The sequence below is a fragment of the Bradyrhizobium barranii subsp. apii genome (assembly GCF_011516635.5).
Classification (GTDB): domain Bacteria; phylum Pseudomonadota; class Alphaproteobacteria; order Rhizobiales; family Xanthobacteraceae; genus Bradyrhizobium; species Bradyrhizobium barranii.
The window spans coordinates 1,365,834-1,389,964 of the sequence record NZ_CP096255.1 but is presented as its reverse complement, the minus strand read 5'-3'; the positions used below and the strand labels follow the sequence as shown (position 1 = coordinate 1,389,964).

General features: G+C 63.5%; 14 protein-coding genes and 7 pseudogenes. 6 read left to right on the top strand and 15 right to left on the bottom strand.

Features of this window, described 5'->3' with window-relative positions; translation table 11 throughout:
- Nucleotides 1–93: 93 nt before the first annotated feature.
- Both istB and istA read right to left on the bottom strand, forming a co-directional pair.
- Nucleotides 94–855 (bottom strand): IS21-like element helper ATPase IstB, encoded by a 762-nt coding sequence (gene istB / locus HAP41_RS06655; RefSeq protein ID WP_166063422.1) that lies wholly within the window; start codon nucleotides 853–855, stop codon nucleotides 94–96.
- Nucleotides 856–871: 16 nt separating this feature from the next.
- Nucleotides 872–2,413: an IS21 family transposase gene (gene istA, locus HAP41_RS06650; protein ID WP_166065845.1), complete on the bottom strand. Its 1,542-nt coding sequence runs from the start codon at nucleotides 2,411–2,413 to the stop codon at nucleotides 872–874.
- A gap of 178 nt (nucleotides 2,414–2,591) precedes the next feature.
- Here istA and HAP41_RS50530 point away from each other — a divergent pair.
- From HAP41_RS50530 to HAP41_RS06630, 4 genes and pseudogenes are all read left to right on the top strand, one after another.
- A pseudogene (locus HAP41_RS50530) lies at nucleotides 2,592–2,684 on the top strand (transposase); the annotation flags it as partial.
- A 593-nt stretch (nucleotides 2,685–3,277) separates the two neighbouring features.
- Entirely contained in the window at nucleotides 3,278–3,523 is a 246-nt protein-coding gene (locus HAP41_RS06640; protein ID WP_029085045.1) for a hypothetical protein, read from the top strand.
- A 608-nt stretch (nucleotides 3,524–4,131) separates the two neighbouring features.
- Complete coding sequence (locus HAP41_RS06635) at nucleotides 4,132–4,854, top strand: outer membrane protein (RefSeq protein WP_166104089.1); 723 nt, start codon at nucleotides 4,132–4,134, stop codon at nucleotides 4,852–4,854.
- 344 nt (nucleotides 4,855–5,198) lie between these two features.
- Nucleotides 5,199–6,164 (top strand): annotated as a pseudogene (locus HAP41_RS06630) (IS481 family transposase).
- Between the two features lie 328 nt (nucleotides 6,165–6,492).
- Here HAP41_RS06630 and HAP41_RS06625 read toward each other — a convergent pair.
- The 13 genes and pseudogenes from HAP41_RS06625 to HAP41_RS06565 all read right to left on the bottom strand — a co-directional run bounded on the left by HAP41_RS06625 (nucleotide 6,493) and on the right by HAP41_RS06565 (nucleotide 21,751).
- The gene (locus HAP41_RS06625) at nucleotides 6,493–7,218 is read right to left on the bottom strand and encodes a LuxR family transcriptional regulator (RefSeq protein ID WP_166106170.1); all 726 of its coding nucleotides are present in this window, start codon (nucleotides 7,216–7,218) and stop codon (nucleotides 6,493–6,495) included.
- A 1,882-nt stretch (nucleotides 7,219–9,100) separates the two neighbouring features.
- Nucleotides 9,101–9,802: pseudogene (locus tag HAP41_RS06620) on the bottom strand (IS5 family transposase).
- 418 nt (nucleotides 9,803–10,220) lie between these two features.
- Complete coding sequence (locus HAP41_RS06615; protein ID WP_166053869.1) at nucleotides 10,221–11,447, bottom strand: IS91 family transposase; 1,227 nt, start codon at nucleotides 11,445–11,447, stop codon at nucleotides 10,221–10,223.
- Nucleotides 11,448–11,467: 20 nt separating this feature from the next.
- On the bottom strand, nucleotides 11,468–12,328 hold the full coding sequence (locus HAP41_RS06610) for a tyrosine-type recombinase/integrase (protein WP_029085027.1): 861 nt from the start codon (nucleotides 12,326–12,328) through the stop codon (nucleotides 11,468–11,470).
- A gap of 174 nt (nucleotides 12,329–12,502) precedes the next feature.
- A pseudogene (gene fni / locus HAP41_RS06605) lies at nucleotides 12,503–13,522 on the bottom strand (type 2 isopentenyl-diphosphate Delta-isomerase).
- An 86-nt stretch (nucleotides 13,523–13,608) separates the two neighbouring features.
- A complete protein-coding gene (locus HAP41_RS06600; protein ID WP_166104093.1) occupies nucleotides 13,609–14,511 on the bottom strand; it encodes a terpene synthase family protein in 903 nt (300 codons plus the stop codon).
- A complete protein-coding gene (locus HAP41_RS06595; RefSeq protein WP_166104097.1) occupies nucleotides 14,508–16,055 on the bottom strand; it encodes a hypothetical protein in 1,548 nt (515 codons plus the stop codon). Before HAP41_RS06595 ends, HAP41_RS06600 begins: the two co-directional genes overlap by 4 nt.
- Nucleotides 16,052–16,267, bottom strand: coding sequence for a hypothetical protein (locus HAP41_RS06590; protein WP_166104100.1), 216 nt, complete (start codon nucleotides 16,265–16,267; stop codon nucleotides 16,052–16,054). Before HAP41_RS06590 ends, HAP41_RS06595 begins: the two co-directional genes overlap by 4 nt.
- Before the next feature lie 65 nt (nucleotides 16,268–16,332).
- Nucleotides 16,333–17,322, bottom strand: a complete 990-nt coding sequence (locus tag HAP41_RS06585) for a polyprenyl synthetase family protein (RefSeq protein WP_166104103.1) — start codon at nucleotides 17,320–17,322, stop codon at nucleotides 16,333–16,335.
- A gap of 137 nt (nucleotides 17,323–17,459) precedes the next feature.
- A complete protein-coding gene (locus HAP41_RS06580) occupies nucleotides 17,460–18,803 on the bottom strand; it encodes a cytochrome P450 (protein WP_166104107.1) in 1,344 nt (447 codons plus the stop codon).
- 63 nt (nucleotides 18,804–18,866) lie between these two features.
- A pseudogene (locus tag HAP41_RS06575) lies at nucleotides 18,867–19,164 on the bottom strand (ferredoxin).
- Nucleotide 19,165: 1 nt separating this feature from the next.
- Nucleotides 19,166–20,461 carry a cytochrome P450 gene (locus HAP41_RS06570; protein ID WP_166104110.1) on the bottom strand — a complete coding sequence of 432 codons (1,296 nt, stop codon included), beginning with the start codon at nucleotides 20,459–20,461 and terminating at the stop codon, nucleotides 19,166–19,168.
- A 92-nt stretch (nucleotides 20,462–20,553) separates the two neighbouring features.
- Nucleotides 20,554–21,751, bottom strand: a pseudogene (locus tag HAP41_RS06565) (cytochrome P450).
- 741 nt (nucleotides 21,752–22,492) lie between these two features.
- Here HAP41_RS06565 and HAP41_RS50660 point away from each other — a divergent pair.
- Nucleotides 22,493–22,732, top strand: a complete 240-nt coding sequence (locus HAP41_RS50660) for a phospholipase effector Tle1 domain-containing protein (protein WP_166104115.1) — start codon at nucleotides 22,493–22,495, stop codon at nucleotides 22,730–22,732.
- Nucleotides 22,733–22,934: 202 nt separating this feature from the next.
- A pseudogene (locus tag HAP41_RS06555) lies at nucleotides 22,935–23,770 on the top strand (IS5 family transposase).
- The last annotated feature ends 361 nt before the right edge of the window (nucleotides 23,771–24,131 follow it).

The window sequence follows — 24,131 nt, the reverse complement described above, 5'->3', positions numbered from 1 at the left end:
TTTCAGTGATCGTGAGCAGCGATTTCGCGCGATCATGAGCGCCGAATTCAGACGATCGTGAGCAGCCTCGCTCCGGCCGAGGCGGTGATAGGGTCAGCGTTCTGGCTGCTCGTCAAGGGTGATGGTTTTGGCGTTGCGTTTTCGCATGCTTTCGCCAGCAAGCTGGAGGCGGTGAGCGTTGTGGACGAGGCGATCCAGAATCGCGTCGCCTAGCGTGGGATCTCCGATAACTTCGTGCCATGTGTCCACAGGGAGTTGGCTGGTTACGATGGTGGAGGAGCGGCCATGGCGATCGTCAAGGATTTCCAGTAGATCGCGCCGCTCGGCAGCGGTGAGCACCGACAATCCCCAATCATCCAAAATCAGAACCTGGGCGCGGCCAAGGGTTTTGAGCAAGCGGGCATAACGTCCATCGCCCCGCGCGAGCCCCAACGCTTCGAACAATCTTGGGACGCGGTGATAGAGGACCGAGCGATTATCTCGGCAGGCCTTGTGGCCGAGGGCACAGGCTAACCAACTTTTGCCCAATCCGGTCGCCCCGGTTATGAGCAAATTCTCGTGGCGATCGATCCAGTCGCCGCTGGCGAGCTTGGCGAAGACGGCCCGGTCGATACCCCGCGGCGTGCGCAAATCGACGTCCTCCACGCAGGCATTCTGGCGGAGCGAGGCCAGCTTGAGGCGCGTGGTGAGCCGCCTGGTGTCGCGTTCCGCCGCTTCCCGGTCGACCAGCAGGCCGATGCGATCTTCGAACGGCAAGGCTTCGAGATCAGGCGATCGTCGCTGCTCCTCGAAGGCCTTGGCCATGCCGCTCAAGCCGAGCTCGATCAGGCGTTCGTGGGTGGGATGGTTGAGCATACAGGTCTCCTTGGCTTCAGTGAAAATAATCGCGGCCGCGGATGTTGCCGTGGCGCAGGGGTTGGTGTTCGGAGGGCTCGTCGAGAAAGGTACGATCCAGACCGTTCTGGAGGATGGAGCGGATCGAGGCGACGGATCGCGCCTTGATCAGAATGCCGCGCCGGCAGGCCGCTTCGACGCGCTCCGCGCTGTAGCTTTTGACCAGTGACAGAATGCCGAGGCAGGTGCGAAAGCCTTGCTCGGGATGCGGCCGGGCCGCGATCACGGCCTGGAAGAAGGCGGCGGTCGACGGACCGATCCGCTCGCCGGCGACGATCACTCCGGCGGGCGTCCATTGACCGTAGCGCCGATGGGCGCTGGGCATATGGTCGGCGATGGTGGTGTGGCCCCGCCGGTTGGGCGCGCGGGCGTGGCTGGCGATCCTGCGGCCGTTGTGGAAGATCTCGACCGTTCTGTCATCGATGCGTGCGTCGACAAGCTCACGGATGAGCCGATACGGCGCGGAATACCAGTGTCCATCGATCTCGATATGATAGTCGGGGCCGATCCGGCATCGCTTCCAGCGTGCGAAAGCGTAAGCCTGGTCCGGCAGCTTTGTAAGCTTGGGCTTGTCGAGCTCGGCGAACAGTTCGGCGCGACTGGCGCCAAAGTCGCGCATCTGCCTTGCATTGAGTTCGACGACGAGTGTTTTGATGGCTGCGTTCAGCTCCGCCAACGAAAAGAAGCGTTGGTTGCGCAGCCGCGCCAGAATCCATCGCTGGGCGACTTGCACCGCAACTTCGACCTTTGCCTTATCTTTTGGGCGCCGCGGCCGGGCTGCGAGAATGGCCGTGCCGTAATGGCTCGCCATCTCGGCATAGGTTCGGTTGAGGCCGGGATCGTGGCGGTCGGGATTGGTGACGGCGGCCTTGAGATTGTCGCAGACTACGAATGTCGGCACGCCGCCGAGGAAGGCGAAAAGATTGATGTGGACCCGGATCCAGTCGGCGAGCCCCTCGCTTGGACAGGCCTCGGCATAGGTATAGTTGGAGGCGCCCATCGCCGCGACGAACAGCTTCATCGACTGCACTTCCCCGTTTGAGGGATCGATGACGTCGATGGTGTCGCCGGCGAAATCCACGAAAACCTTCTCGCCGCCCAGATGCGTCTGCCGCATCGAAGGCCGGGCTCGCCCCTTCCAGGCCTCGTACGTCGTGCAGAACCAGGTGTAGCCGAAGCCATCGGGATGGGTGGCGCGATACTCGTCCCACAGCAGCCGACGGGTCACGTTGCGTCGGCGCAGCTCCTTGTCGACATAGCCCCAGTCGGGAACGGCCCGCTGGGGGCTCTGCGACGCAGGCCTCGGCGCCGGGAAAAGCAGCAGCTCCAGGTCCTCGTCGCTCATTCCGGCCGGCAACGGCCAGTTCAGCCCGGCAGCCCCGGCTCGGCGTAGATAGCTGTGCACGGCGCCGTTGCTGATGCCCAAGGTGCGCGCGATGGCTCGCTCCGGCAAGCCTTGAACATGTTTTAAGCGGAGAACCTCTTTGATCCGGCGCATCGACAATCTCTGGGTGGGCATCGGCCTTCCTCGTTCACTGACGAGGCAGTTCCTAAGCCGGTTGAGTTGTCGGCCGAAGCGGGCTGAGTTGCTGAAAAGCTGCTCACGATCCCGCGAAATCCGTGCTCACGATCGTCTGAAATCTCTGCTCACGATCCCCTGAAATCCGTGCTCACGATCCCGCGAAACATGCACCCAGGACGAGGCCGAGACCGATGTGCTCGCCTACATGACGTTCCTGCCCCAGCATCGAACCAACCTGCACTCGACCAACCCGATCGAGCGCCTCAACGCGCCACACCACGCCCGTGGACCCGATCCGGCGCACTCTGGATCAATTCCGGCCCGATCGGCGCTGGCGTTTTTCATCCTCTTCTAACGTGTTCGGCTTGTACGGGGCTTAGATCCATAATGCGAGCAAGATAATGCCCCGACACATGTCACAACACCAACAAGACTTGTCCGGAATATACCGGGCTTGATCGGAAGCCGACATCTCAGAAAACGACCAGGCTGTTCGCTTGAGATCTGCAAATGGTGGACGACCCCGACCGCCATGGTCGTGTTGAAGCTGCGACTAGCACGAGCGAAGTTTGATCGCCTGAAACAACGCCTTGCACCGTTAGCGGACCTCAAGCGGTACCGCTAGAGACGCTTGTACTGCGTTGTTAGCTTCACTCGCTCCGAGATCAATTCCAATTGATTGACATTACGACGCTCGGTCATCCGAACTTCAACAAGCATCTATATGATGTCCATTATGGCGCCGAGCGTAGCTCGATGCGCGAGCAAGATCGCAAACCGATTTGAGCGCTGGCCACATGCTCTCGGTTTCGTTTGGGGCAAACTGATTTGTCTTTGAAGGGCGTTGCAGTGGAGTTTGAGATGGATCACGACTTATCCCAGCAGGTCCAGGCGCCAGAGGCTCTCGTGAGTGTGGCGTTTGATAAGGCGTGGCGCTTTGTCGAGAGTGATCCGATCCTAGCGCACAATCTGAAGTCCGTCCTTCATCGCCGATTGCGCGATTTACTGGCGAGCTCGGTAAGGAACGGCGAACGCAATGCACTCCATCTTGCAAACGAGGCGATACGCAATTTGCGCGCCGAGCTTGCGCATGCGACCACGCAATAGGCTTCCTCGCACATCCACTGGCAAGAGAGATCCGGTTCGCCGGGTTTGCCCCGTCATTCAGCCAAGAACGAACGCCGACGCCGATGGTGACCGATCTGACCTTCCTCCACTCATATCGTTCGCCGCGCTGAAGGCGCCGCAACGCCGCGCGCGTTGTGATCGCACGTGCCCTGCGATCGGGTGATCCTCAACGGTTTGATAAAGCGCGGCCCGCCTGAGAGCACTCGCCAAGCAGCTCATCACGCACCGGCAGGACTTACGCAGCTCGGCTCTCGCGCTGGTTCTTGACGGGGAGCTTACACCCCATATCACGGCGCACCGCGGTGCGAAACCGCAGTCCCAAGGAGCACGCTGCACCATAATGCCTCACGTCTTCCAACGTTTGACTGATCCGAATTTCCATTGGCGTATTTTGCGTGTGAGCTCCAGCCAGATTCGGCCATTTCGCTGACGGGTGCGCGTGACGTCCTTGCACGCTCCACAATCTGACGCTGCGTGCGGTTCGACGCATTTCTCCCGAAGGATTGTTGTCCTGCAGTTACAGCAATCGGCGTCGATGTTGTTAAGACGCACAGCGCCGGGGGGCACCGAAAGGAACGACACTCGAAATGAAGAGTTTTCTGATTCTGACTGCAAGCATTGTCGCGCTCAGTGCAGCGGCACCGGCGCTTGGCGCGGACTTCGCCGTGCAGCCCGTCAATATAAAGGCGCCGCCGATGCCCATCGCGGCCCCGATCACTGACTGGACCGGCTACTATATCGGTATCAATGGCGGCTGGGGGGCTGGCCATAATTGCTGGAACTTCAATGGCGTCACTCCCGAGGGCTGTCATAATTCGACAGGTGGTTCGATCGGCGGCCAGATTGGCTATCGTTGGCAGATCTTCAATATGGTTTACGGCATCGAGGGCCAGGGCAATTGGGCCGACTTCAGCGGCTCCAATGTTGGCACCGCCTTCCCGGCCGACACCCTCCGCACCAAGACGGATGCGTTCGGGTTGCTTGCTGGCCAGATTGGCTACGCATTCAATGCCGTGCTGCTTTACGCCAAGGGCGGTGCCGCCGTGACCAGCAACACCTACCACATCGACTCAGTGGCGACTGGTACGGAGATTGCCAAAAGCAGCAATGTGCGTTGGGGTGGCGCGCTGGGCGCCGGTGTCGAAGTCAGTCTTACGCCGAGCTGGTCCGCCGGCGTCGAGTATGACCGTTTGTTCATGCAGGGCACCAATGTAGCCTTCCCAGGTGCCGGCGTGGATCGCGTCCACCAGGACGTCGATCTGATCACAGCGCGGCTCAATTACAAGCTCAGCCCAGTGCTTGGCAAATAATGATCTCTACGCACTAGCGCGGTGAATCGAGAGCCTCGACCTGGGTCGGGGCTCTTTCTTCAGGAGGCGCTCTCTGCAGCGGCCCCGCCGCGGCCGAATTTTCCTGAATCCCGAGCTCGGTCTCTCGACGGACTGCGCGACGTCACTCAAATGGCAGCTAACATCAAATGGTGTACGTGGCGCCACCAAATTTATGAGCAAGATGCCGGGATGATCACCGGTTTTCGCCGACTGAGCGCAAGCAGCTCCAGACGACGTAGGCCACTGGCGCGGCCACCTTGCCCTAGGTGTTTAGTCCCGGGCTTTGATGGTGCATTCTTGTCGCACGGTTCGAAGGATGCGCTATGGGACAAGTTTTACACGGCTGCGCCACCACGACGGAGGCAGTCCGTCGAGCAATACAAAATAGTCAAGAGAGCCTGAGAGCACTCGCCAAGCGCTACGGGATCAACCAGAAGACTGTCGCTAAGTGGAAGCAGCGCGAGACCGTCGCCGATCGTTCGACAGGCCCCAAGGAAGCCAACTCGACAGTCCTTTCCATCGAGGAGGAGGCGGTCATCGTCGCTTTCCGGCGGCATACACTGCTGCCGCTCGACGGTTGCCTCTATGCCCTGCAGCCGACCATCCCGCATCTGACGCGGTCGTCCCTGCATCGCTGCCTCCAACGCCACGGCATCAGCCGATTGCCGTAGGTTGAAGGCGGCAAGCCTTCGAAGAAAAAGTTCAAGGCTTATCCGATCGGCTATTTCCACATCGACATCGCTGAGCTCCAGACCGCCGAAGGCAAGCTCTACCTCTACGTCGCAATCGGTCGCACCAGCAAGTTCGCCTTCGTACAACTGGCTAGGAAGACGGGAAGGACCTCCGCCTCGGCCTTCCTCGAAGCTCTGATCGCGGCTGCCCCCTACAAGATCCATACGGTTCTCACCGACAATGGGATCCAGTTCACCTTCTTGCCGCGCTACGCGGACGGCCCGACAGCAAGATACGTGACACATATGTTCGATATGCGCTGCCAAGAGAACGGCATCGAACATCGGCTGACCAAGATCAAGCATCCCTGGACCAATGGGCAGGTCGAGCGCATGAACCGCACGATCAAGGAAGTGACCGTCCAACGCTACCATTATGATCGACACGATCAGCTCGAAGCTCACCTTGCCGACTTCATCACCGCCTACAACTACGCTCGGCGGCTGAAGACCCTGAAGGGCCTCACACCCTACCAATACATCTGCAAATGCTGGACTTCCCAGCCAGAACGATTCAAACTCAATCCGCTCCAGCAAATGCCGGGACTAAAAACCTAGGCGATCTCATTGGAGTGATGCATCGAGCGACACTTTGTTGTTGGGGGCGTCGGCATCACGACCAATACGATGCGGCGATGTCTCAAAGGCGGAGCGTTGGACGAGCCGCTTCTGTACTCGCCCCGCGGGTCTGGGGATCTCATCAGTTCCGCACGCATTACCTTTTCAAGGGCCTTTTCATCCGACATATTGGCAACGTAGCGGATCCGAAGTTGACGCGGCGTCAGATTTCAATGCGCTTTTTCCCGATCGATCGTTGCGCGGCAGTTTCGGTGGCAAGCGCGATATTGAAAGTTGTGAAACAGCCGGCGTTTGCTCTCAGCCGGTATCAAAGGACATTGAGTCGAACGGCCATGATGGCGGCCTGGATCCGACTCGTCGCGCCCAGCTTTCGCATCACATTCTTAATATGAAAGTTCACAGTGTTCTCGCTGATTTGCAAGATCATTCCGATTTCCCACGACGATTTACCCTCGGCCACCCATCGTATGCAGCTGGTTTCCCGCTGTGACAGCGCAACTTTCTTGTCGCAGTCAGCATCCGCGCGGCGCGCGATTTCACCATAGGCAGTGTGAAATTGCCAAGCCAGAGCGTTGAGGTGACTGATGCAATGCTGAGGATCAATATTCTCTGATGGAGACGCAAACGAGGCGACAGATACCCGGCCCAGCGGACCAAACAATGGCACGCTCATACCATGCTTCAGGCCTGCCTCTCTAGCCTCGTCAAGCACCCGTCTTTCGTCCGGCTGAAGTTGATATTGTTGGCCGAGCTGATCCCATAGATAAGGCCGCGAAAGCAGCGGAGTGCGCCGGACCACCGGATCGATGGTATGGTACTTGCGTTTAAAATAGCGGTCGCACCAGTCTATTGGCCATTTCACGGCTACGGTCGGGGGTGGGTAGTCCGCCAGCCGAAGTGGCTCGACGAAGTTGAGAGATCCATAGGAAACTTCAGTAAAGCCCTCCTGGCTCGCACAGCTTACAAGAAGGTCGAACAGGGCTCTGAGAGAATGTGTCCGGTTTGCGCATTCAGTGAAGCTAAAAAGATCCAAAGGCGCCTCAGGACGCCCATCACCATCGGTGTTGGTGTGTTCGATTGCGCTTGTTTCAGGCGGGGCCAAGTTTCATTCCATGACCTGAACTCTTGGGTTGCTCTTCGTCAAGGCCGGAGCGCTCGGATGCTGCGCCAGATCTGCCATTGCCGAACTTGTCACCCTCCCGTCCGCTGTGGTCGCGTGACGCATCCTTCAAACATTGCGAGGTGCCGCCGCTATTCTTGATCAAAGGTTGAACCGCATGCGGCAACCGCCGCGCCGATGCCCCCTCAATATGTTCTGTCCGGCTCATCTGATGAAGCATGGGCACATTGACGATTGCCCAGCTCGCCCTGGGTTGAGGGGGCAGGCCGCGGCTAAAACGTCGGCTCTGCTCAGACTGGGCCGTATGAAACCGATGTCCTGCCGAATGAAGCTTCGCCGCGCGATCCAGGCGAGATAGAGCACACCGATCGGTTTGGCGGTGCCAGGATCGAACGTCGCGGTGTTGCCATCGATCTTCTGCGTGCCAGTGACAACGACAGCAACCTTATTCTTTCTCCCAATCCAGCGAACTGGCGCCGTTAGCCCGTGACTGGTCCTCTCCTTTCGACGGCCTCGAAGAGGTGATCGATGAGCTTTACGGGGTACTACCCGAGGCAGAAGGTAGCCGCCTAGTATCAGTGCCCCGTGCCGGACGGGGAAGGTCGGGCAGGTCCTGCGCGAAGGGGTTGTGCCCGCAAATGTTGGCCGCGACGGCGGCGCAACTTTACATGCGCGGAGGCGCGAGGCTCGCTTGATGCAGACGACACTTTGCATACAGATCTCCAGAAAGGAGAGGACGTGGCATCTGAACAGCAAACGTCGGACCAATTGCCGGCCACGCGAAACCATCCGTCTAATCAATGGCTTGAAAGACGGACGACGCGTTAGCGCGCCTTAGGCACATTGAAGCGATCGCGACATCGGGAGGAAACGCGACAATGGCGCAGCACGAATCAATCGAGATCAGTCAGCCCAATTGCAGCTCTCTGCGCTGGAGCGAGCTGCTCGCGCTGCTGCTCACGCATTATACGCTTGAACGGCCTCCATCGCATCCAGCATCCGCGAGGAACACCACCCGCTTGTCTTGAAGGGCGCGAAACTCATGCGCGATTGGCTCGAAGGTCCTCATTGTACCTATGCAGAGCCATCGATCTGCTCGAGTTTGGCGAAATCGATCCTGTCGATAGTTCAAAGTGATCGGGGGCACGGCGACAGCTCGCAATTCGCGCCGCAACATAGAGGGACTCGACAGATCATTCTGCCCGAATTCGGCGAGGGCGAGACGCCGTCGAACCAAGGCGCCCCGACGCACTTTGCCGGGGTTGGAAGTGCGCCGGGTCCGCCCCAACATCATCAGTACATCCGTGATGATGCTTGTGGCAATGAGACAAGCAGCGTGGCGGAATTGAGGCTCGTCGATTGCTTTGACCTCCAGTCCGAATTGTTTTCATGCGCGCTCGCAGAAACTTGTATCAGACGTAGCGTCGGGTTGTACAATTCTCTATTGGGGTCTTCGTCGCACAAGCAGCTTCTTGTTCATGGCTCGCCAGACGTCGAACGAAACGCATGCTGGGCATCTTGAGGAGAGATGCCGAGCATGGTGAGCATAAGCGGCGAGAGGCAACTCGCCTCGCCAAGTTGCACTTCCAGATTCCCGCCGCTGGCTACCGCGTGGACATTGTGGTTAAAAAGATATACGTTCAGCCCTTCTCTCTAGGAGGAGCTCCTATTCGGCACTCCCAAAAGCCCAGATTGGCTTGCCGGCCGGCAGCTCGCTCATCGACACATTCAGACTAGATGGCGTGGACACTTGTCGCATCCATAGAACGATGGCTGCGAGAGTGACGACGGCAAGCTAATTTCGGGCGGTCTTTTCGAAGCGGGTTGCGACGCGACGGAACTGCTTGAGTTTGCTGAAGCAGCATTCCACGAGGTGGCGCTGGGCATAGAGATGCTTGTCGAGCGGATGTTAGAGTGCCCGCGACGGGTTGTTGGGGATGACGGCGAGTGCCCCTTTGGCTGCGATGGCTTGGCGCAAATGATCGGCGGCCGTATCAGCTATGACGACCTCGGCAGGCAATCCTTCGATCAGTTCGGCAGCTTGCGGCGCGTCGCCTTTCTGGCCTGCGGTCAGCGTGAATCGCACCGGGCATCCCAGGCCTCGGACGGCCAGAGTATCTTGGTGCTCAGGCCGCCGCGCGAGCGTCCGAGCGCTTGATCTTCAGACCCCTTTTTTCGCTCCGGCGGCGTGCTGATGCGCTCGGACGACGGTGGAGTCGACGATCAGATATTCGAAGTCCGGATCGTCCGACATCGCCTCGAAAATCCGTGCCCAAACTCGCTTGATGCTCCACCGGCTAAAGCGCCGGAACACGCTGTTCCAGTCGCCGAACGCCTCCGGAAGGTCACGCCAGGGAGAGCCTGTGCGCACGATCCAAAGTACGCACTCCACAAACATCCGGTTGTCGCGTCCCGTTGAGCCCTTCTGGTCAAGCCGACCGATGATTAGCGGCGCCATCCGCTCCCACGCCGCATCGCTCAAAACCAACCACTGCATCACACCAAAGATTGCCTCCCAAAAGCAGCTTTGAATCTGATTTGCTCCTTAAAAGGAATCTGGAGGGTTCTGTGAGGTCGCGCTCACGCGAGGGCGCGGCAGGCGCTTATGACGCGACCTCATTGAAGCCGGATTGAACGAAGGCGCGGGAGGCTATTCGCGGTTTTGCAGCTATGGGGATTGTTCGAGATCGCCATGCCCGATCTGCTGGCTCGGCGCGTGAGGCAGAGACACAGGAGTGCGCATCCTGGAAGAGTTGAGATCAGACGCGCTTCGCCTGAGATCGCGATAGGCCTTTTGCTGCATCGGACGGTTGTTGTCGCGCAGTGTGACAGCACGGATTCGACATCGTCCGCGATGATCGAGACGCTGGGAGCGAAATGACGAATGATGATCGTCGTGCACGACATGACTTGGCTCACGATGTGTCGCATCGGAACGGTGATGTTCGAGGGCTGGGGCGTCTGAAGCTATGTCGAAAGCGCTCAATGATGCGCATGACGCCACCACAATCGGGACAGGCAGGAACCTCGGCCCAGGTTTGAGCCTCCGAATCCACAGGCGACGGCTGGCCATCGTTTGGGGCTGTTCGCTCATGATCGAGAAGTTCGCGGCAAAGGGCGAGCTTGGCAGCGCGATGGCGGTTGGCCATGAAGCCGAAGTGGCGGATGCGGTGGAAGCCGTCAGGCGGCGTATGAAGCAGGAAACGGCGAATGAACTCATCGGGCTTGAGATTCATGATCTTTGTCGCGCTGTTTTGGCGATAGTCCTTCCATGAGAAGGCGACATGATCGTCGTCGAGTGCGACGAGCCGGCTGTTGGCGATCGCGACGCGATGGGTGTAGCGGCCGAGATAGGCCAGGACCTGTGCGGGTCCGCCGAAGGGCCGCTTGGCGTAAACAACCCAGTTGATGCGTCGCATGGCGTCGAGGTGGGCCGCAAAGGCAGCCGGCTCGGCCAGAGCTCCGAGATCGCCGAAGAAACGCAAGGCACCGGAGTTGAAGGCTGCCGACAGACGTTTGAGAAAAAGTGTGCGAAATAGTCTGGACAACGGTTTGACGGCCAGGAAGAAGTTCGGTCGGCAAGCGGTCCAGCGCGCGCCATCGGGCGAGAGGCCGCCACCCGGAACGACGCAATGGACGTGGGGATGATGCATCAGCGTCTGTCCCCAGGTGTGGAGGACGGCGACGCCGCCGATCGCACCGCCGAGCCGGCGTGGATTGGCGGCGAGCGTCGTCATCGCCTCGGCGGCAGCCTTGAACAGGATGGCATAGACGACGGCCTTGTTCTGGAAAGCGATCGCGGCGATCGGTGCGGGAAGTGTAAAGACGACGTGGAAATAGGGAACCGGAAGCAGGTCGGCTTGACGCGCGGCGAGCCACGCGGCTCGGGCTCTCCCCTGACACTTCGGACAGTGCCGATTGCGGCAGGAATTATAGGCAACGCGTGTCGTGCCGCAGTCGTCGCAAGCCTGCATGTGGCCGCCGAGCGCCTCGGTCCGGCACGCAACGATCGCGCTCATCACGCGCCGCTCGACCCGCCCCAGATGACCGGCATGTACACGGCGATAGGCGTCGCCATGCCGGCGCAGAATATCGGCAATCTCGATGGCGGGCCTGTTGGAGCGGATGTCGGAGCGGGTCATGACCCGCATCCCGCTGCGGGTCATCCAGGTGGCGTCACCTCCAGCGACAGGCGATCGAGCGGGCTCTGCGTCGCTCGGATCGTATCGGTGGCGACCTGCGTGTAGCGCGCTGTCGACGACAAATTATTGTGCCCGAGCAAGACCTGGATGATCCGGATATCGGTTCCGTTCTCGAGAAGATGTGTCGCGAAGCTGTGGCGCAGCGTGTGCAGCGTGACGCGCTTGGTCAGGCCCGCAGCCTTCACCGCCGACCGGCAGGCGGCATGCAGCACGGTCTGATCGATCGGATGATCTTCGTCACGACCAGGGAACAGATAAAGCCGCGGCCGGGCGAGCCGCCAGTAGGTGCGCAGGATGCCCAGCAGCTGGGGCGACAGCATCACGTTGCGATCCTTCGCGCCCTTGCCGTGGCGCACCTGGATGACGCCGCGGGCGCTGTCGATGTCTTCGATCCGCAGTCCCGCAACCTCCGAGGCCCTGAGCCCGGCCGCATAGGCGGTGGTGAGCGCGGCGCGGCTCTTCAGGCTCGATACCGCTTCAAGAAACTGAACCACTTCGTCGGCGCTGAGAACGACCGGCAGCTTGCGCGGTTCTCGCGCATAGGGAATGCGCTCTGGGATGAGCGCCTCGCCGAGCGTGACGCCGTAGAAAAACCGTAGCGCACAGACGATCTGGTTCAGCGCCGGCCATGAGATGCCGGTCGAGACCAAATGCACCTGGAAGGCGCGGACGTCTTCCAGCTCTAACCGGTCAGGCGATCGGCCAAAATAGCGGCTGAACTTCGAAACCGCGCTGATGTAGGATCTTTGCGTCGCCGGCGACAGATTGCGGACGGTCATGTCTTCGATCATGCGGCGGCGAAGAGGGCTCAAATCGGCCATCTCGATACTCCTGTCTGAGGGGGTGGGCTCCAACACCCACATCCTCTCAGCCAGGAGGCGATCTATGCCACCTTGCCCCCTACGCCGCGGCAGCGGCTTCGTTCAATCCCCTCCGATTCAGTTAAGCAATGAAATGCTCTAGGCGCCCGCCGCCACGTGCGGGCGACGCCGGCATCAACCGGCGGGCAGATGCACCGCGGGCAACAAGCGCGCCTGACGCAACGCGCCAGATCAGCCGGCCGGTGCAGAAGCAGGCGACGGCCAACTGGCGGATGACGATCTCGAAATGCGCGACAACCGCCTCAGTGGAAACCGTTAGCCGCGCGCAGCACGCCGGCCGCCTGCCCGGCGATGTCCGCGCAGGCGGATGGCCTTGGCCACGTCGACGCCGCCGCGGATCCCGCCCGCGATCAGCTTCACCGTTGGCCCGACGTACCGCCTGCACGCTGGCCGGGGTCGGAATCCCCCAATCGGCGAACGCCATCGCCACCGTCGGCGGCATCGCGGGCGCGCTGGCCCTCCACCACGGCCCAACTGGTGCCGCCGGCGCCGGCGACATCGATCACCGCCCGCCTCGACGAGCGCACAGGCCACCGAGGCGGAGAGGCCCGACCCCACTTCCTTGGCCACGATCGGCACGCCCACGCTGCGCGCGGCGCGAGCGATCTGCGCCAGGACGCCGCGCCTGTCGCGGTCGCCCTCCGGCTGTACGGCTTCCTGCAGCGGATTGAGATGGACGATGAGTCCATCGGCATCCACCGCCCGGCGCGCGAGGTCCAGGCTGTCGGCCTCGCGCAGTTGCGCGGCGCCGATATTGGCCAGCAAGGGGGACGTCTGGGGCCAGGCGGCGCAGCGCGCGCGTCAGCCCCTGGGAGTTGCGGGATTGCAGGCTCACGCGCTGCGAACCGACGCACATGGCGATCCCCAAGGCTTGCGCTGTCTCGCTCAGATGCCGGTTGATGGCCTCGACGCGTGGCATGCCGCCGGTCATGGAGCTGATCAGCAGCGGCGCGCGCATGGTCTTGCCCAGTAGCGAGGCGCGCAGGTCGATCTGCGTCAGGTCCAACCCGGGCAATGCGCAGGTTCGAAACGGATGTAGTCCCAGCCGGCGGCGACCGTGGCCGGCGCCGTTCGCCGATCCAGCACGATGTCCACATGGTCGTCCTTGCGCTGGCTCAGGGCGGCGTCGCTCATGCTCGCTCCATCCGTCGCATCGGGCGACGGCGTTGCGTCGGATCGGACCGACGGCAGCGCGCGCACGCCGCCGCCCTCCCGCGCGTTCAGGCCGGCGCACGCTGGCCTCCCCCCGCAGCGTCGCTGCGGTAGCGGCTGGTCGAGGTCTGGTAGTACTGCGCGCGGATGGCCGCCATGGTCTCGATCAACGGTCCCCACGGCGCGGGAAAGCGTTCTTCCGCCATCACCCGATGCAGCATGCGCGTATGGCCGGTCAGCTCGTCGTTGAGGAACTCCACCACAGGCATAGCCGGATAGCGCTGCAGCAGCAGGATTACCGCGTTGTCGGCCTCGCCGGCCGACCTGTCCTTGTCGCGTCCATGCAGATCGTTCTGCAGGCGCCCTATCGCGGAGATGAGCCGCAGGACCTGGCGAAACGCCGGACGCGCACGCAAGGTCGCCATGTCCAGCCCCCACAGCAACGACAGGCAACAGAATACGTTCGTGTAGGCGATTGAATTGATGCCGTTGTGCAGGTACTCGGCGTAGGACCAGCGTTCCGCCCCTGCCGCCTGCGCGTGTCCGGCGCGCAGCGCCGCGCAGTAGCACCGGGTATCGTCGAGAAGCTGAGCATAGTCGCGGCGATCGTAGGCGAGCGCGGCCAGCGAAGCGCGCAGCACAGCGCAGCCCTCGAATCCGGGAAGCGCGCAGGGCTCGCCCTGCCCCAGCGCCTGCTCCACCGCGGCGAGCTGTTCCGGCGCGATCAGGCCAAGGTCGTTGCAATCGTCGAGCCAGAACAGCAGCGCCAGTTCGCGATAGAACGCCACGATCAGCGTTTCGTCCTGCGGATCGCGGCCGATGCGGGCGCTGGTGTCGCGCAGGCTCGTGTGGATGCGCTGCAGGATGTACTGGCCGCCCCTGACCGCTTCCACGGCATGCTCGTCGGCGAACCCGGTCAGGGAATGCCCCCACTCCAGCACCTGCTGCAGCGCGCGTTCGGTCTGGATCATGGCGCCGCTCCTGCTCCCTCGGCCAGGACGCGCCGCCCCCAACGGAGCGCCAGCCACAACCCGGCGAGTTCGGCCACGCGCACGACCCGGGTGGGGCAATACAGTTCCTTGCCGATCCACAGCGGCGTCTGCGGCAATGCATGCGCATGGCGGGCGAGCATCCACTCCAGCGCATGCGCCACCGCCTGCGCGATGCGCCTGCGCGCTGTCGGCTCTTCGCTCCCGTCCATCACGTACAACGCGAACAGCGCATAGGCGGTTTCCTCGAATGTAGACGCGCGACCGGCGCCCCAGCCACCGTCGTCGCGCTGCGCCTGCAGCAGCGCCGCCAGCGCGCGGTCGTCGCGCCACTGGGGCTTGCCTTGCGCCAGCGCAGCGACCGCATGCGCGGTGGGATACAGCCACGAAACGTGCCATTTTTCGTTGTCCCATAAACCGTGCGCGTTGCGATTGGCCTCGACGTAGGCGCTGGTGCCGGTGGCGGGCTTTCCCAACAGTCGCAACGCATGCAGGGCGTGGATGTTGGTCGACACCGAGGCATTGCGCTCGTCGGGGAAGGTGACGAACAGCTCGCCGATTTCGAAATGGCGCAACGCATCGACCGCCGGGTCGCGGCCTGCAAGGCGCAGGACGCACAACGCAACGGCGGTGTCGTCCGCATCTGCCGCGAAGTGCAAGGCCGGGCCTAGACCGCGCACGCCCAGGCGAGCGTCGAGCTGCGCGACGATCACGCGCACCGCCTCGGCGAGCGCGGGATGCGCGAACAGTCCAGCCAGATGCAGGGTGTACAGCGACCAGCATAGCTCGAACACATTGATCGGCCAGACGTTGGGAACGACACCTTCGATGCCGCTGCGCGTCGCCCGCGATGCCGCCTGCAGATACGCGTCGGCACGCCCGACCTGCGGCGTGCTCCCCTGTGTCACGGCGTGCGCACGCCACGCGGCGGTGGCCGCCGGACTGATGCCGATGCTGCCGTCATCATCCGGGCATGCGGTGGTCGGCGACGTCCCCCAGGCTTCCCAGGAGTGCAGCAACGGATGGCCGCTCGGGAACGTCGCCACCGCCCTCAGCTTGACCAGGCACGCTTGCCGCAACGGCAAGAGCGCCGGGTGGCGCGGAAACGCCACGCCGCCCAGCAAGGATGCGGCCTCGCCGCACAACTGCGGCAGGATCAACTCCGCGCCGATCGGCGCGTCTTCCGGCACCGCATGCGCGTAGGGATCGGGCTGGCGCTCGAGGAACCGGATTGCAGCCTGGACTGCGTCGGCAGCGCCGGGAAGAGGATCGGCACGCTGCAATGCCAGCAACGCCGCCCACGTGGGCGCATGGCGGAACAGCGGGAAGTCCGCGCTTCCCCATCCGCCATCGGCCTGTTGCTGTGCGATAAGCCACGCGTATGCGTCCTGCCGACCAGCGGCGTTGCCGTGGAACTGCAGAGCTCGCGCCGTGTCGTAAACGGACGGACCGACGCTGCCGCCGTCGCTCATCTCGCTCAGCAGGTGGCGCAATTCGGAAAGGATCTGTTCGGACAGCGAGTTCACGCGGGATGTTCCTTCTGCAGACGGTTGACGAGAACCAGGATCGGGCAGACGCCGCGCACGTCACCGCAGGCCCGGCGCATGGGCAGCGCCGGACGGCCGCCCTGCTCCGGCGTGGCGACGCGCCCCGATGTCGGTCCGCCGCATAGGCTTGCGCGCAGCGCGCCACGGCCGTGCTGGGCAACCGCTGCGATCGGCGCCGCGGACTCGGACACAGTGCAGCATGCAGCCGCCGGCCGATCGCAGCGGCACAGGCGCGACTCCATGCGGACGGGCGCGCTCACGCGCATGGCGCGTGCTTGAACAGATACGCGTTGGCCCGCTGCAGCATCTGCGCCAACCGTTCCGCACGCGGCCCCAACGGGGCGATGGCCTCCCCGGCGTCGCGCAACAAATCCAGCGCGAAGTGGCGAGCTGCCTGCAGCCCCATGATCGACGCGCAGGTCGGCTTCTGCGCCGCCGCGTCCTTGCCGGGGGTCTTGCCCAGCGTCGCGGTATCCGCTGTCGCGTCGAGAATGTCGTCGACCACCTGCAACGCCAGGCCGAAACAGGCGGTGTAGCGATCGAGCGCACAGTACAGCGCAGCGTGCGCGGCATCCTCCGCGATGGCGCATAGCGCGCCCATGCGAACGGACGCGCGCACTAGCGCTCCGCTCTTCATCCGGTGCATCGCCACGATCCTGTCCAGCTCGACGTGCTTTCCGACCAGCGACAGATCCATGGCCTGCCCGCCTGCGGCACCCTCGGCGGACACCGCCTGCGCCAGTTCGCGCACGAGCGCGATACGGTTGTCGCCCGGCGCATCCAGGCTCGCCAGGGTCAGGAAGGCGTGCGCCTGCAGCGCATCGCCGACCAGGATCGCAGTGGCTTCGCCGAACTTGACGTGCACGGTCGGAAGGTCGCGGCGAAGCACGTCGTCGTCCATCGCGGGCAGGTCGTCGTGGACCAGGGTACAGGCGTGCATCATTTCGATGGCGGCGCCGACGTCGTCGAGCATGTGCACCGGCGTATCGGCCAGTGCGCCGGCAGCCAGACAGAGCAAGGCGCGGGTGCGCTTCCCGCCATGCAAGGTGGCGTAGCGCATCGCCGCCATCAGCTCGGTCTCACCGTCGTGTTCGGCGCAGAGAAGACGCGCCATCGCCTGTTCGACCCGCTTTGCGCCGTCCTGCATCCAGATCTCCGGCAGCAGCCTGCCGGGTGCATGCGCGCCCAATCCGCCGAGCGCGGAAACGCCAGTTCGGTCGTCGTGTAGCGTGGAACCAGTCTGCATGTTGTTCATCTCCTTGGTACCTGAAACGGCCACGGCGAGCCCCGAGCCGCCGCGGTGTTGCCGGCGTCGCACCGAGTGCAGCAATGCCGCGCGTCGCCGGCGCCGCTGCCTCGCCACACGGGGCATGCGATCCCAGCTCATGAGAATCCGATGCGGATTGTCATGGACGGATGTGCGGTCGGGTAATAGCGCCGGCCTTTTTCGACGCCGCTCAGCAACCGCGGCCGCACCCCGGCCTTGTGCATGGTCAGCGCCAAGGCGATGCAGCACTGCACCAGTTCCAGCCATACCAAGTGATAGCCGATGCAGACGTGTGGGCCGGTACCGAACTGCAGCATGTCCACCGGCCGGATCGGCTCCGTGCGTTGCAGCCACCGCGCCAGGCGGAACTGATCAGGCGCCTCGTGCAGCAGCGCCGATGTCGAGAAATGCAGCAGCGGGATGCACAGATGGGTGCCCGCGGGAATGCGCCGTTGGCCGAGTTGCAATTCCTGCAGCGCGCGACGCGGCAGGAGCGTGGTCGCCGGATGCACGCGCAGCGTCTCGCGGAACAGCGCCTCGGCGACCGGACACTGCGCCAGGTCCGCGTGCCGGGTCGGCACCGCGCCCACGCGTTTCGCCTCCTCGACCAGGGCATCCCACAGCACAGGCTGCCGCGCCAACTCGATCACCATCCAGGCCATCGTCGAGGCGGTGGTGTCGTGACCGCCAAGCAGCAGCAAGCGGATATTGGCGACCAGCACGTCATCGGAGAGCGCATCGTCGCTGCGATCGAAGGCGCTCACCATGTCGTTGATCAACCCGGTGCGCGCGGTATCCGCGCGGGCGTCGCGGACGAACTGGCGCAGCTGCGCGTCGATCCAGTCGCGGGCGGCGCGGCCGCGCCGCAAGGGCAGTCCGGGCAGGTCGACCCGGGGCGCGACGATCAACTGCAGCAGTTGCCGGTACTTGCGATGCCATCCCGGCAGGTCCTGCGCGGGGATTCCCATGAGTCTGAAGATGAGCCTGAGTGACAGGTCGCTGGTTTCGCGCAGGATGGTTACGTCGCCGCGGTCGCGCCACGCCTGCACCCGCGCCCGGATGACGGGCGCGAACAGGTCGCCGATGCCGGCCTCGGTCAGCCCCTTGGGCAGGAACGCCGCTTTGATCGCATCGCGCGCCTGCCGGTGCGCGCCGCCGTCCTGGGCGACCAACGTTCCGCCAAGCAATTCGGGCGCGATCTCTTCGATCAGCGCCGAGGACACGTCCTTGTGCCGGAGCAATGCGAACGCATCCGGATCCACGCAGGTCATCTGGTGTCCGGCAGGGCCGAAATCCAGCCAGAAGCAGCTGCCCAGCGTCCGTTCCGCGCGCAGCAGCAGGCGCGGCAAGTCGCAGACGATGGCGGGAAGATGCCCGACCAAGGGGAAAGCGCCGGGCACGACCGGAATATCGTACCGCAGCCGGTGCCGACGGTCCAGCGGGTTGAGCAGCATGTCCATCAGCAGCGCGGCGCCGCTTCGGCGGCAGGTACCACCACTCTGCCGCCCACGGCCACCTTGCCTTCAAACCGCCTCATCGTGTCCTCCTGGATTGCGTTGGTCTTTCGCGGCATGCCGCTCGGCCTCCGCCGGAGAAGGCGCAGGGTCGCTGGTCATCGCCAGCGTCGCTTTCGATGACCCGAATGGCGGCGACCGGGCACTGGCTGGCCGCGCGCCGCACGGCGGCGTGCAGCGCCTGCGGGACCGTCGCTACGCACACTTCGGCCACGCCGTCCGGGTCGCGCTGGCGAAAGGTGCCCGGCAGCGTCAGCACGCACTGCCCGGTGGTTCCGCACAGATCCTGGTCGACCACGACGCGCATCTCAGCCCCCCCCCCCCCGCGCTTGCAGCCGCACCGACAGCGCGCGGAACGTCCTAAGGAACGCGGACGGCTCCCGGGTCGGCTGCTCGGCCAATGCCAGTGTGGGGAAGCGCGCCTGGATCCGCGGCAGGCTCTCGGCCAACTGCACCCGGGCCAGTTGCGCACCGAGGCAGAAGTGGATGCCGTGGCCGAAGCTCAGCATGATCTTCCCGTCGGTCGACATGCCAGGACTGGTGCCGTAGAACCGCGCGGGATCGAAGCGGTCGGGATCGGCGAAGGCGTCCGGGTCGCGATTGCCGGCCGCGACCAGCACGCGCACGTCCGCGTTCTTCGGGATCACCGCGCCGCCCAGTTCGATGTCGCGCTGGGCGATACGCGGAATGGAGCTGAACATAACGGGCGCGTCGCAGCGCAGGACTTCTTCGACGAATGCTTTCACCCCCACGGCGTCTCCCTGCAGCCAGTGCCGCTGTTTGGGATACGCCAGCATCGCCAGGACCGCATGGTCGATGGCCGCAGCAGTGGTGGCGAAGCCGCCCAGCAGCATGCCCCACAACATGCTGATCAACTCCGCATCCGACAGCGTGTCGGCATCGGCGTCTTGTGCGCCGACCAGCATCGACACGATGTCGTGGCGGGGATCGGCGCGCTTGCGCGGTATGAGGTCGCCGAAGTAGGCCAGCACCCTGGCGCTGGCCGCGTCCGCCGCGGCGAGCTGGGGATCGCTGGCGTGCGGGCGCAGGCCTTCCAGAATGGCGCCGATGCCGGCGGCGAGCCCGAACATGTCGTCCGGGGGCATGCCGAACAGTTCAGCGGAGACCAACACGGGCAAGGCCAGCGCGAATTCCCGATGCAGGTCCACCGCCTCCCCGCGCTCCAGCGCGGGCGCCATGCCGTCCAGGCGCGCAGCGACGATGCGTGCGATGCTCGGCCGCAGGTTGTCGATCTGGCGCATGGTGAAATCGCGCGAGATCAGCCGGCGCAGACGCGTATGCGTCGGTGGATCCTTCATCGCTAGCGTGGACGCCAGCAGATTGAGCGATAGGCTGGTCGCCACACGCGGGAAATAGCGCGCCAGTTCGCCCGGCGCCGGCGCCCGAAACGCATCGCCCGTGGCCTTGAACGCCCAATAGATGTCGGCGTGGCGGCTCAACAGAAAGAGCCCCGACGCCGCGCGATGCACCGGATCGTGCTCGCGCAACCACCGCATGAACGGATACGGGTCGTGGGTGCACGCCGCCGACGCTAGTTCGGCGAAGGCGTCCCGGCATGCTGCCGTGGTTTCTTGCATGTCCATCTTGGCTACCTGTTGGCTACCTGATCTAACCGGCGCGCGAGGCGCGCCGGCAAATTGCGGAGAAGATCGCGATCCCCGGCGGCGTCCGCGCATCACCAGAGCACCGGGAACTCCTCGAACCCGCCAGTGATGATCTCCTTGCGCAACTTCAGTTCTTCCGGCGCCACGGCCAGGCGCAGCGCGGGAAAGCGCTGGAAGATCGAACCGAACACCACCTTGAGTTCCAGCCTGGCCAGCGCCACGCCAATGCAGTAGTGCGGCCCGAAGGAGAACGCCAGGTGCGGCTTTCCGTCGCGCCCGACGTCGAAGATTTCCGGTTCGTCGAAATGGCGCGGATCGAACGACGTCGCCGCCAGGCCGACCAACACCTTGCTCTCCGCGGGAATATGAACGCCCGCGATGGTCACGTCGGTCCTCGGATAGCGCATGATGCCGTCCCACCCCGCGCCCGGCGGGTACATGCGCAGGATTTCCTCCACCGCCTTGTCCACCAGGGATGGATCGCCGACCAGGCGTTCGCGCTGCTGCGGGTGGCGGAGCATGGCCAGCAGGCCGAATTCGATCTGCGCGACGGCGCTCTCGTGCCCGGCCACCAGCATGCCCGCCGCCAGGCCCATCGCCTCTTCCTCGGTCGCCTTGCCCAGGTAGACCGCCGCAAGCAGATCCGTCAGCAGGTTGTCGCCCGGATCCTGGCGCTTGTCCCGCATCTTGCCGCGAATGTAGGCGCGCAGCTCTTCCCAGGCCAGGCGCGACGCGCGGGCCGCTTTCATGCTGGTGCGTCATCACCTCGTCGGACAGCTCGGCGAAAAAGGCGTGATCCTCGTAGAGCACACCCATCAGCGCGCTGATGACCATAGCCGGAAGCGGAAAGGAGAGGTGGCGCCGCAGGTCAGCGGGCTGGGGCTGGGCCGCCAGCGTCTCGAACAACTGCGCGGCGATCGCCTCTACCCGCTGCGCGAGCAGCTTCACCCTGTGGTCGCTGAACGCCGGCGCCACGATCGTGCGTAACCGGGCATGTTCGGCCCCCTCGTGCGAGACCAGCCCCCCCGGCGAACCGAGAATCACCGAATCCGGGGTGAATGCCGCCGGCGGCATTCCCGCAGGCCGGAACGCCGTGTCGGACAACACCGCCTTGGCTTCGTCGTAGCCCGTCACCCACCAGCCTTCGTGCCCGGACGGGAAGCGCACGCGGTGGATCGGACCGTTGGCGCGTAGCGCCAACATCTCGGGCGAGGGCTCGATGTGATCGACGCGCCACATCGGTAGCGTCGGCAAGGGGTGTTCGGACATGGTGGCACTTCACTCTCTAAGCGATGGAAGGGCGGAAGGTGACCGGCAGGCGCTGCGGGCAGCGAATGACGTAAGATGGCACGTCGACGACCTCCTCCGCGGCGACGGTCAGCGGCAGACCCCCCAGCCGCACGAACAACCCGGGGAAGGCGCATCGCAATTCCAGGTGCACCAGCGCAGCACCCAGGCAGAAATGCCCCCCCCCCGGGCCGACAGCGCGGGTTGTCCCGCCGGGTGACATCGAACCTGTCCGCATCGCCAAAGATCGACTGACCGCAGGGATTGGTGAAGGAGGCTCGACCGCACCCGCCACCGACGTGTCCGCCAACATAGCCTCCGGCCCAGTCCGACACCGCCGGCGGCAAGCTTGACTCCTGGCTCAAGGTCTGCCGCTTCTCGCGACGAGCGCAATTGTTGTGGCTCCCAAAAGAAGAACTCTAGATCGCATCCAACATTCCCCTTTCCTGCATTTTCTCGGTCCGCAATCGAACGCCAACTCATTGCCACAGCAAACCGTCGGAACGAACCAGACGCGAACAGCGACGCGCGCCGTGTCCGCCCCGAAGACCATCGCACTGCGATTGGTGATGATGCCGCGAACAGAGCAAATCGCGTGCCGAACTGAATTCGCAGGCTCAACAGGCACTTCGTAGCGGCGCGTAGTGTCAGGTTGTCGGCATTGAGCCTCAATGCCGACAACCGGCGCGGCAAGTGCCCGACAAAGGCCTGCTCTCGCGCTGAATGTGCGGGGCAGCCCTTGCGCGATATTTTAAGCATTCGAATTGGCTGCAGCAGGTGTGGTTCGCCGGAAGCCACTCCGATGTCGGCGGTAGCTATCCGGAAAACGAAGCCCGCCTCTCCCTCGCTGGGTTGAATGGCGCATGCGGCCGAGACCTTCCCGACGGCAAGACGCCCGACGGCTCCGGCATCAAGGTAGACGATAGAGTCCTGAAGCTGAATCCGGATCCGCTTGGTCCGTAGCACGACGAGCGCGAACCCGGGTCACTTGCGGGGGCAAGTCAAGTGGACCGAAGGGTTACGTCAAGTGCAGAGCTAGGCAGTCCTTCATCCGGCGGTGCTTGAGCGCTTCGCCGCGCTAAGTGTCTGTTCCAAAACATGTTGAGTCGAATGAATCGGTTGTGATTCAAGGTGAGCGGCCTGATTCGATGGGGACGCGCCGCCAATGTGGACTACCGAGAACCGTGCACGCTACGACCGCAGCCGCCTGCGCTATCCGAGCGACTTGACCGACGAGGAGTGGGCGCTGATCGCGCCTCGCATCCCGCCGGCCAAGCGCGGCGGCAACAAGCGTACGGTGGACCTGCGCGAGATTGCCAACGGGCTGATGTACATCCTGAGCACAGGTTGCCAGTGGCGCGCGATCCCCAAGGACCTGCCGCCGCGCTCGACGCTGTATGGCTACTTCGATCTGTGGAGCTGGAACGGCACGCTCGATAAAATTCATCACGCCCTCTATGTCGAATGTCGCGAAAGGGCCGAGCGCGAGGCTTCTCCCACCGCCGCCATCATCGATAGCCAGAGCGTGAAAAGCGCTGAAAAAGGGGGCCTCATGATCTCCATGGCTACGACGCGGGCAAGAAGATCAAGGGCAAGAAGCGGCACATTCTCGTCGACACGCAAGGCCTCTTGATGCACGCCATCGTGCATGCGGCGGACATCCAGGATCGCGACGGCGGCGTGCTCCTGATGGCAACGTTGTTCGGCCTCTATCCCTTTCTTCTGAAGCTCTACGCCGACGGCGGATATCAAGGGCCACATTTCCAGAAGGGGCTGCGTAGCGCTCTGAAGCGCGTGAACCTCGAAATCGTCAAACGCTCCGATCAGGCTCACCGTTTCGTCGTCTTGCCCAAACGCTGGATCGTCGAGCGTACCTTTGCCTGGCTCGGGCGATGCCGAAGACTGTCCAAAGATTGGGAATGCTTCAATCACAGGGCGCTCGCCTTTCTCAAGCTGGCCTCCATCCGACTCATGCTGCGAAAGCTATGCAATCCAAGGTAATCTTTCCGGACAGACTCTAAGGCTGGCTTCGAGATTAAGTCTCAGCCGCGACTAAGCTCTGTCGTCGCTTCGAAGCGCCTCACCATCAGCAGCGTTGCTTGCTAAGCGAGTTCGCCGACCTGACCGGTGGATTGGCGTTGCTCTGCTTCTATAGCCGGCGATCTGCTGCCCGTAGTGGCGGGTGCTCGAGGCATCCGGAGCCACGTCGCTCTTCCAATCGACGACCGCGTCGATGCCGCCGGCGTCAGGAGGAGCCAAGCAAAGGATTCTAGCGCTCGCCCAGCCCCCTCGGTGCAAGACAATTGGTCCCTATACGCGCAATAAGGGGAACCGCGCTGTGACAGTCTCTCTTGACGGCGAA

Excerpts from the sequence above, each read along its gene's own strand:
- istB (WP_166063422.1), bottom strand. The coding sequence starts at position 855 with ATGCTCAACCATCCCACCCACGAACGCCTGATCGAGCTCGGCTTGAGC.
- istA (WP_166065845.1), bottom strand. The coding sequence starts at position 2,413 with ATGCCCACCCAGAGATTGTCGATGCGCCGGATCAAAGAGGTTCTCCGC.
- HAP41_RS06640 (WP_029085045.1), top strand. The coding sequence starts at position 3,278 with ATGGATCACGACTTATCCCAGCAGGTCCAGGCGCCAGAGGCTCTCGTG.
- HAP41_RS06635 (WP_166104089.1), top strand. The coding sequence starts at position 4,132 with ATGAAGAGTTTTCTGATTCTGACTGCAAGCATTGTCGCGCTCAGTGCA.
- HAP41_RS06615 (WP_166053869.1), bottom strand. The coding sequence starts at position 11,447 with ATGACCCGCTCCGACATCCGCTCCAACAGGCCCGCCATCGAGATTGCC.
- HAP41_RS06610 (WP_029085027.1), bottom strand. The coding sequence starts at position 12,328 with ATGGCCGATTTGAGCCCTCTTCGCCGCCGCATGATCGAAGACATGACC.
- HAP41_RS06600 (WP_166104093.1), bottom strand. The coding sequence starts at position 14,511 with ATGATCCAGACCGAACGCGCGCTGCAGCAGGTGCTGGAGTGGGGGCAT.
- HAP41_RS06585 (WP_166104103.1), bottom strand. The coding sequence starts at position 17,322 with ATGCAGACTGGTTCCACGCTACACGACGACCGAACTGGCGTTTCCGCG.
- HAP41_RS06580 (WP_166104107.1), bottom strand. The coding sequence starts at position 18,803 with ATGGACATGCTGCTCAACCCGCTGGACCGTCGGCACCGGCTGCGGTAC.
- HAP41_RS06570 (WP_166104110.1), bottom strand. The coding sequence starts at position 20,461 with ATGGACATGCAAGAAACCACGGCAGCATGCCGGGACGCCTTCGCCGAA.
- HAP41_RS50660 (WP_166104115.1), top strand. The coding sequence starts at position 22,493 with ATGTGCGGGGCAGCCCTTGCGCGATATTTTAAGCATTCGAATTGGCTG.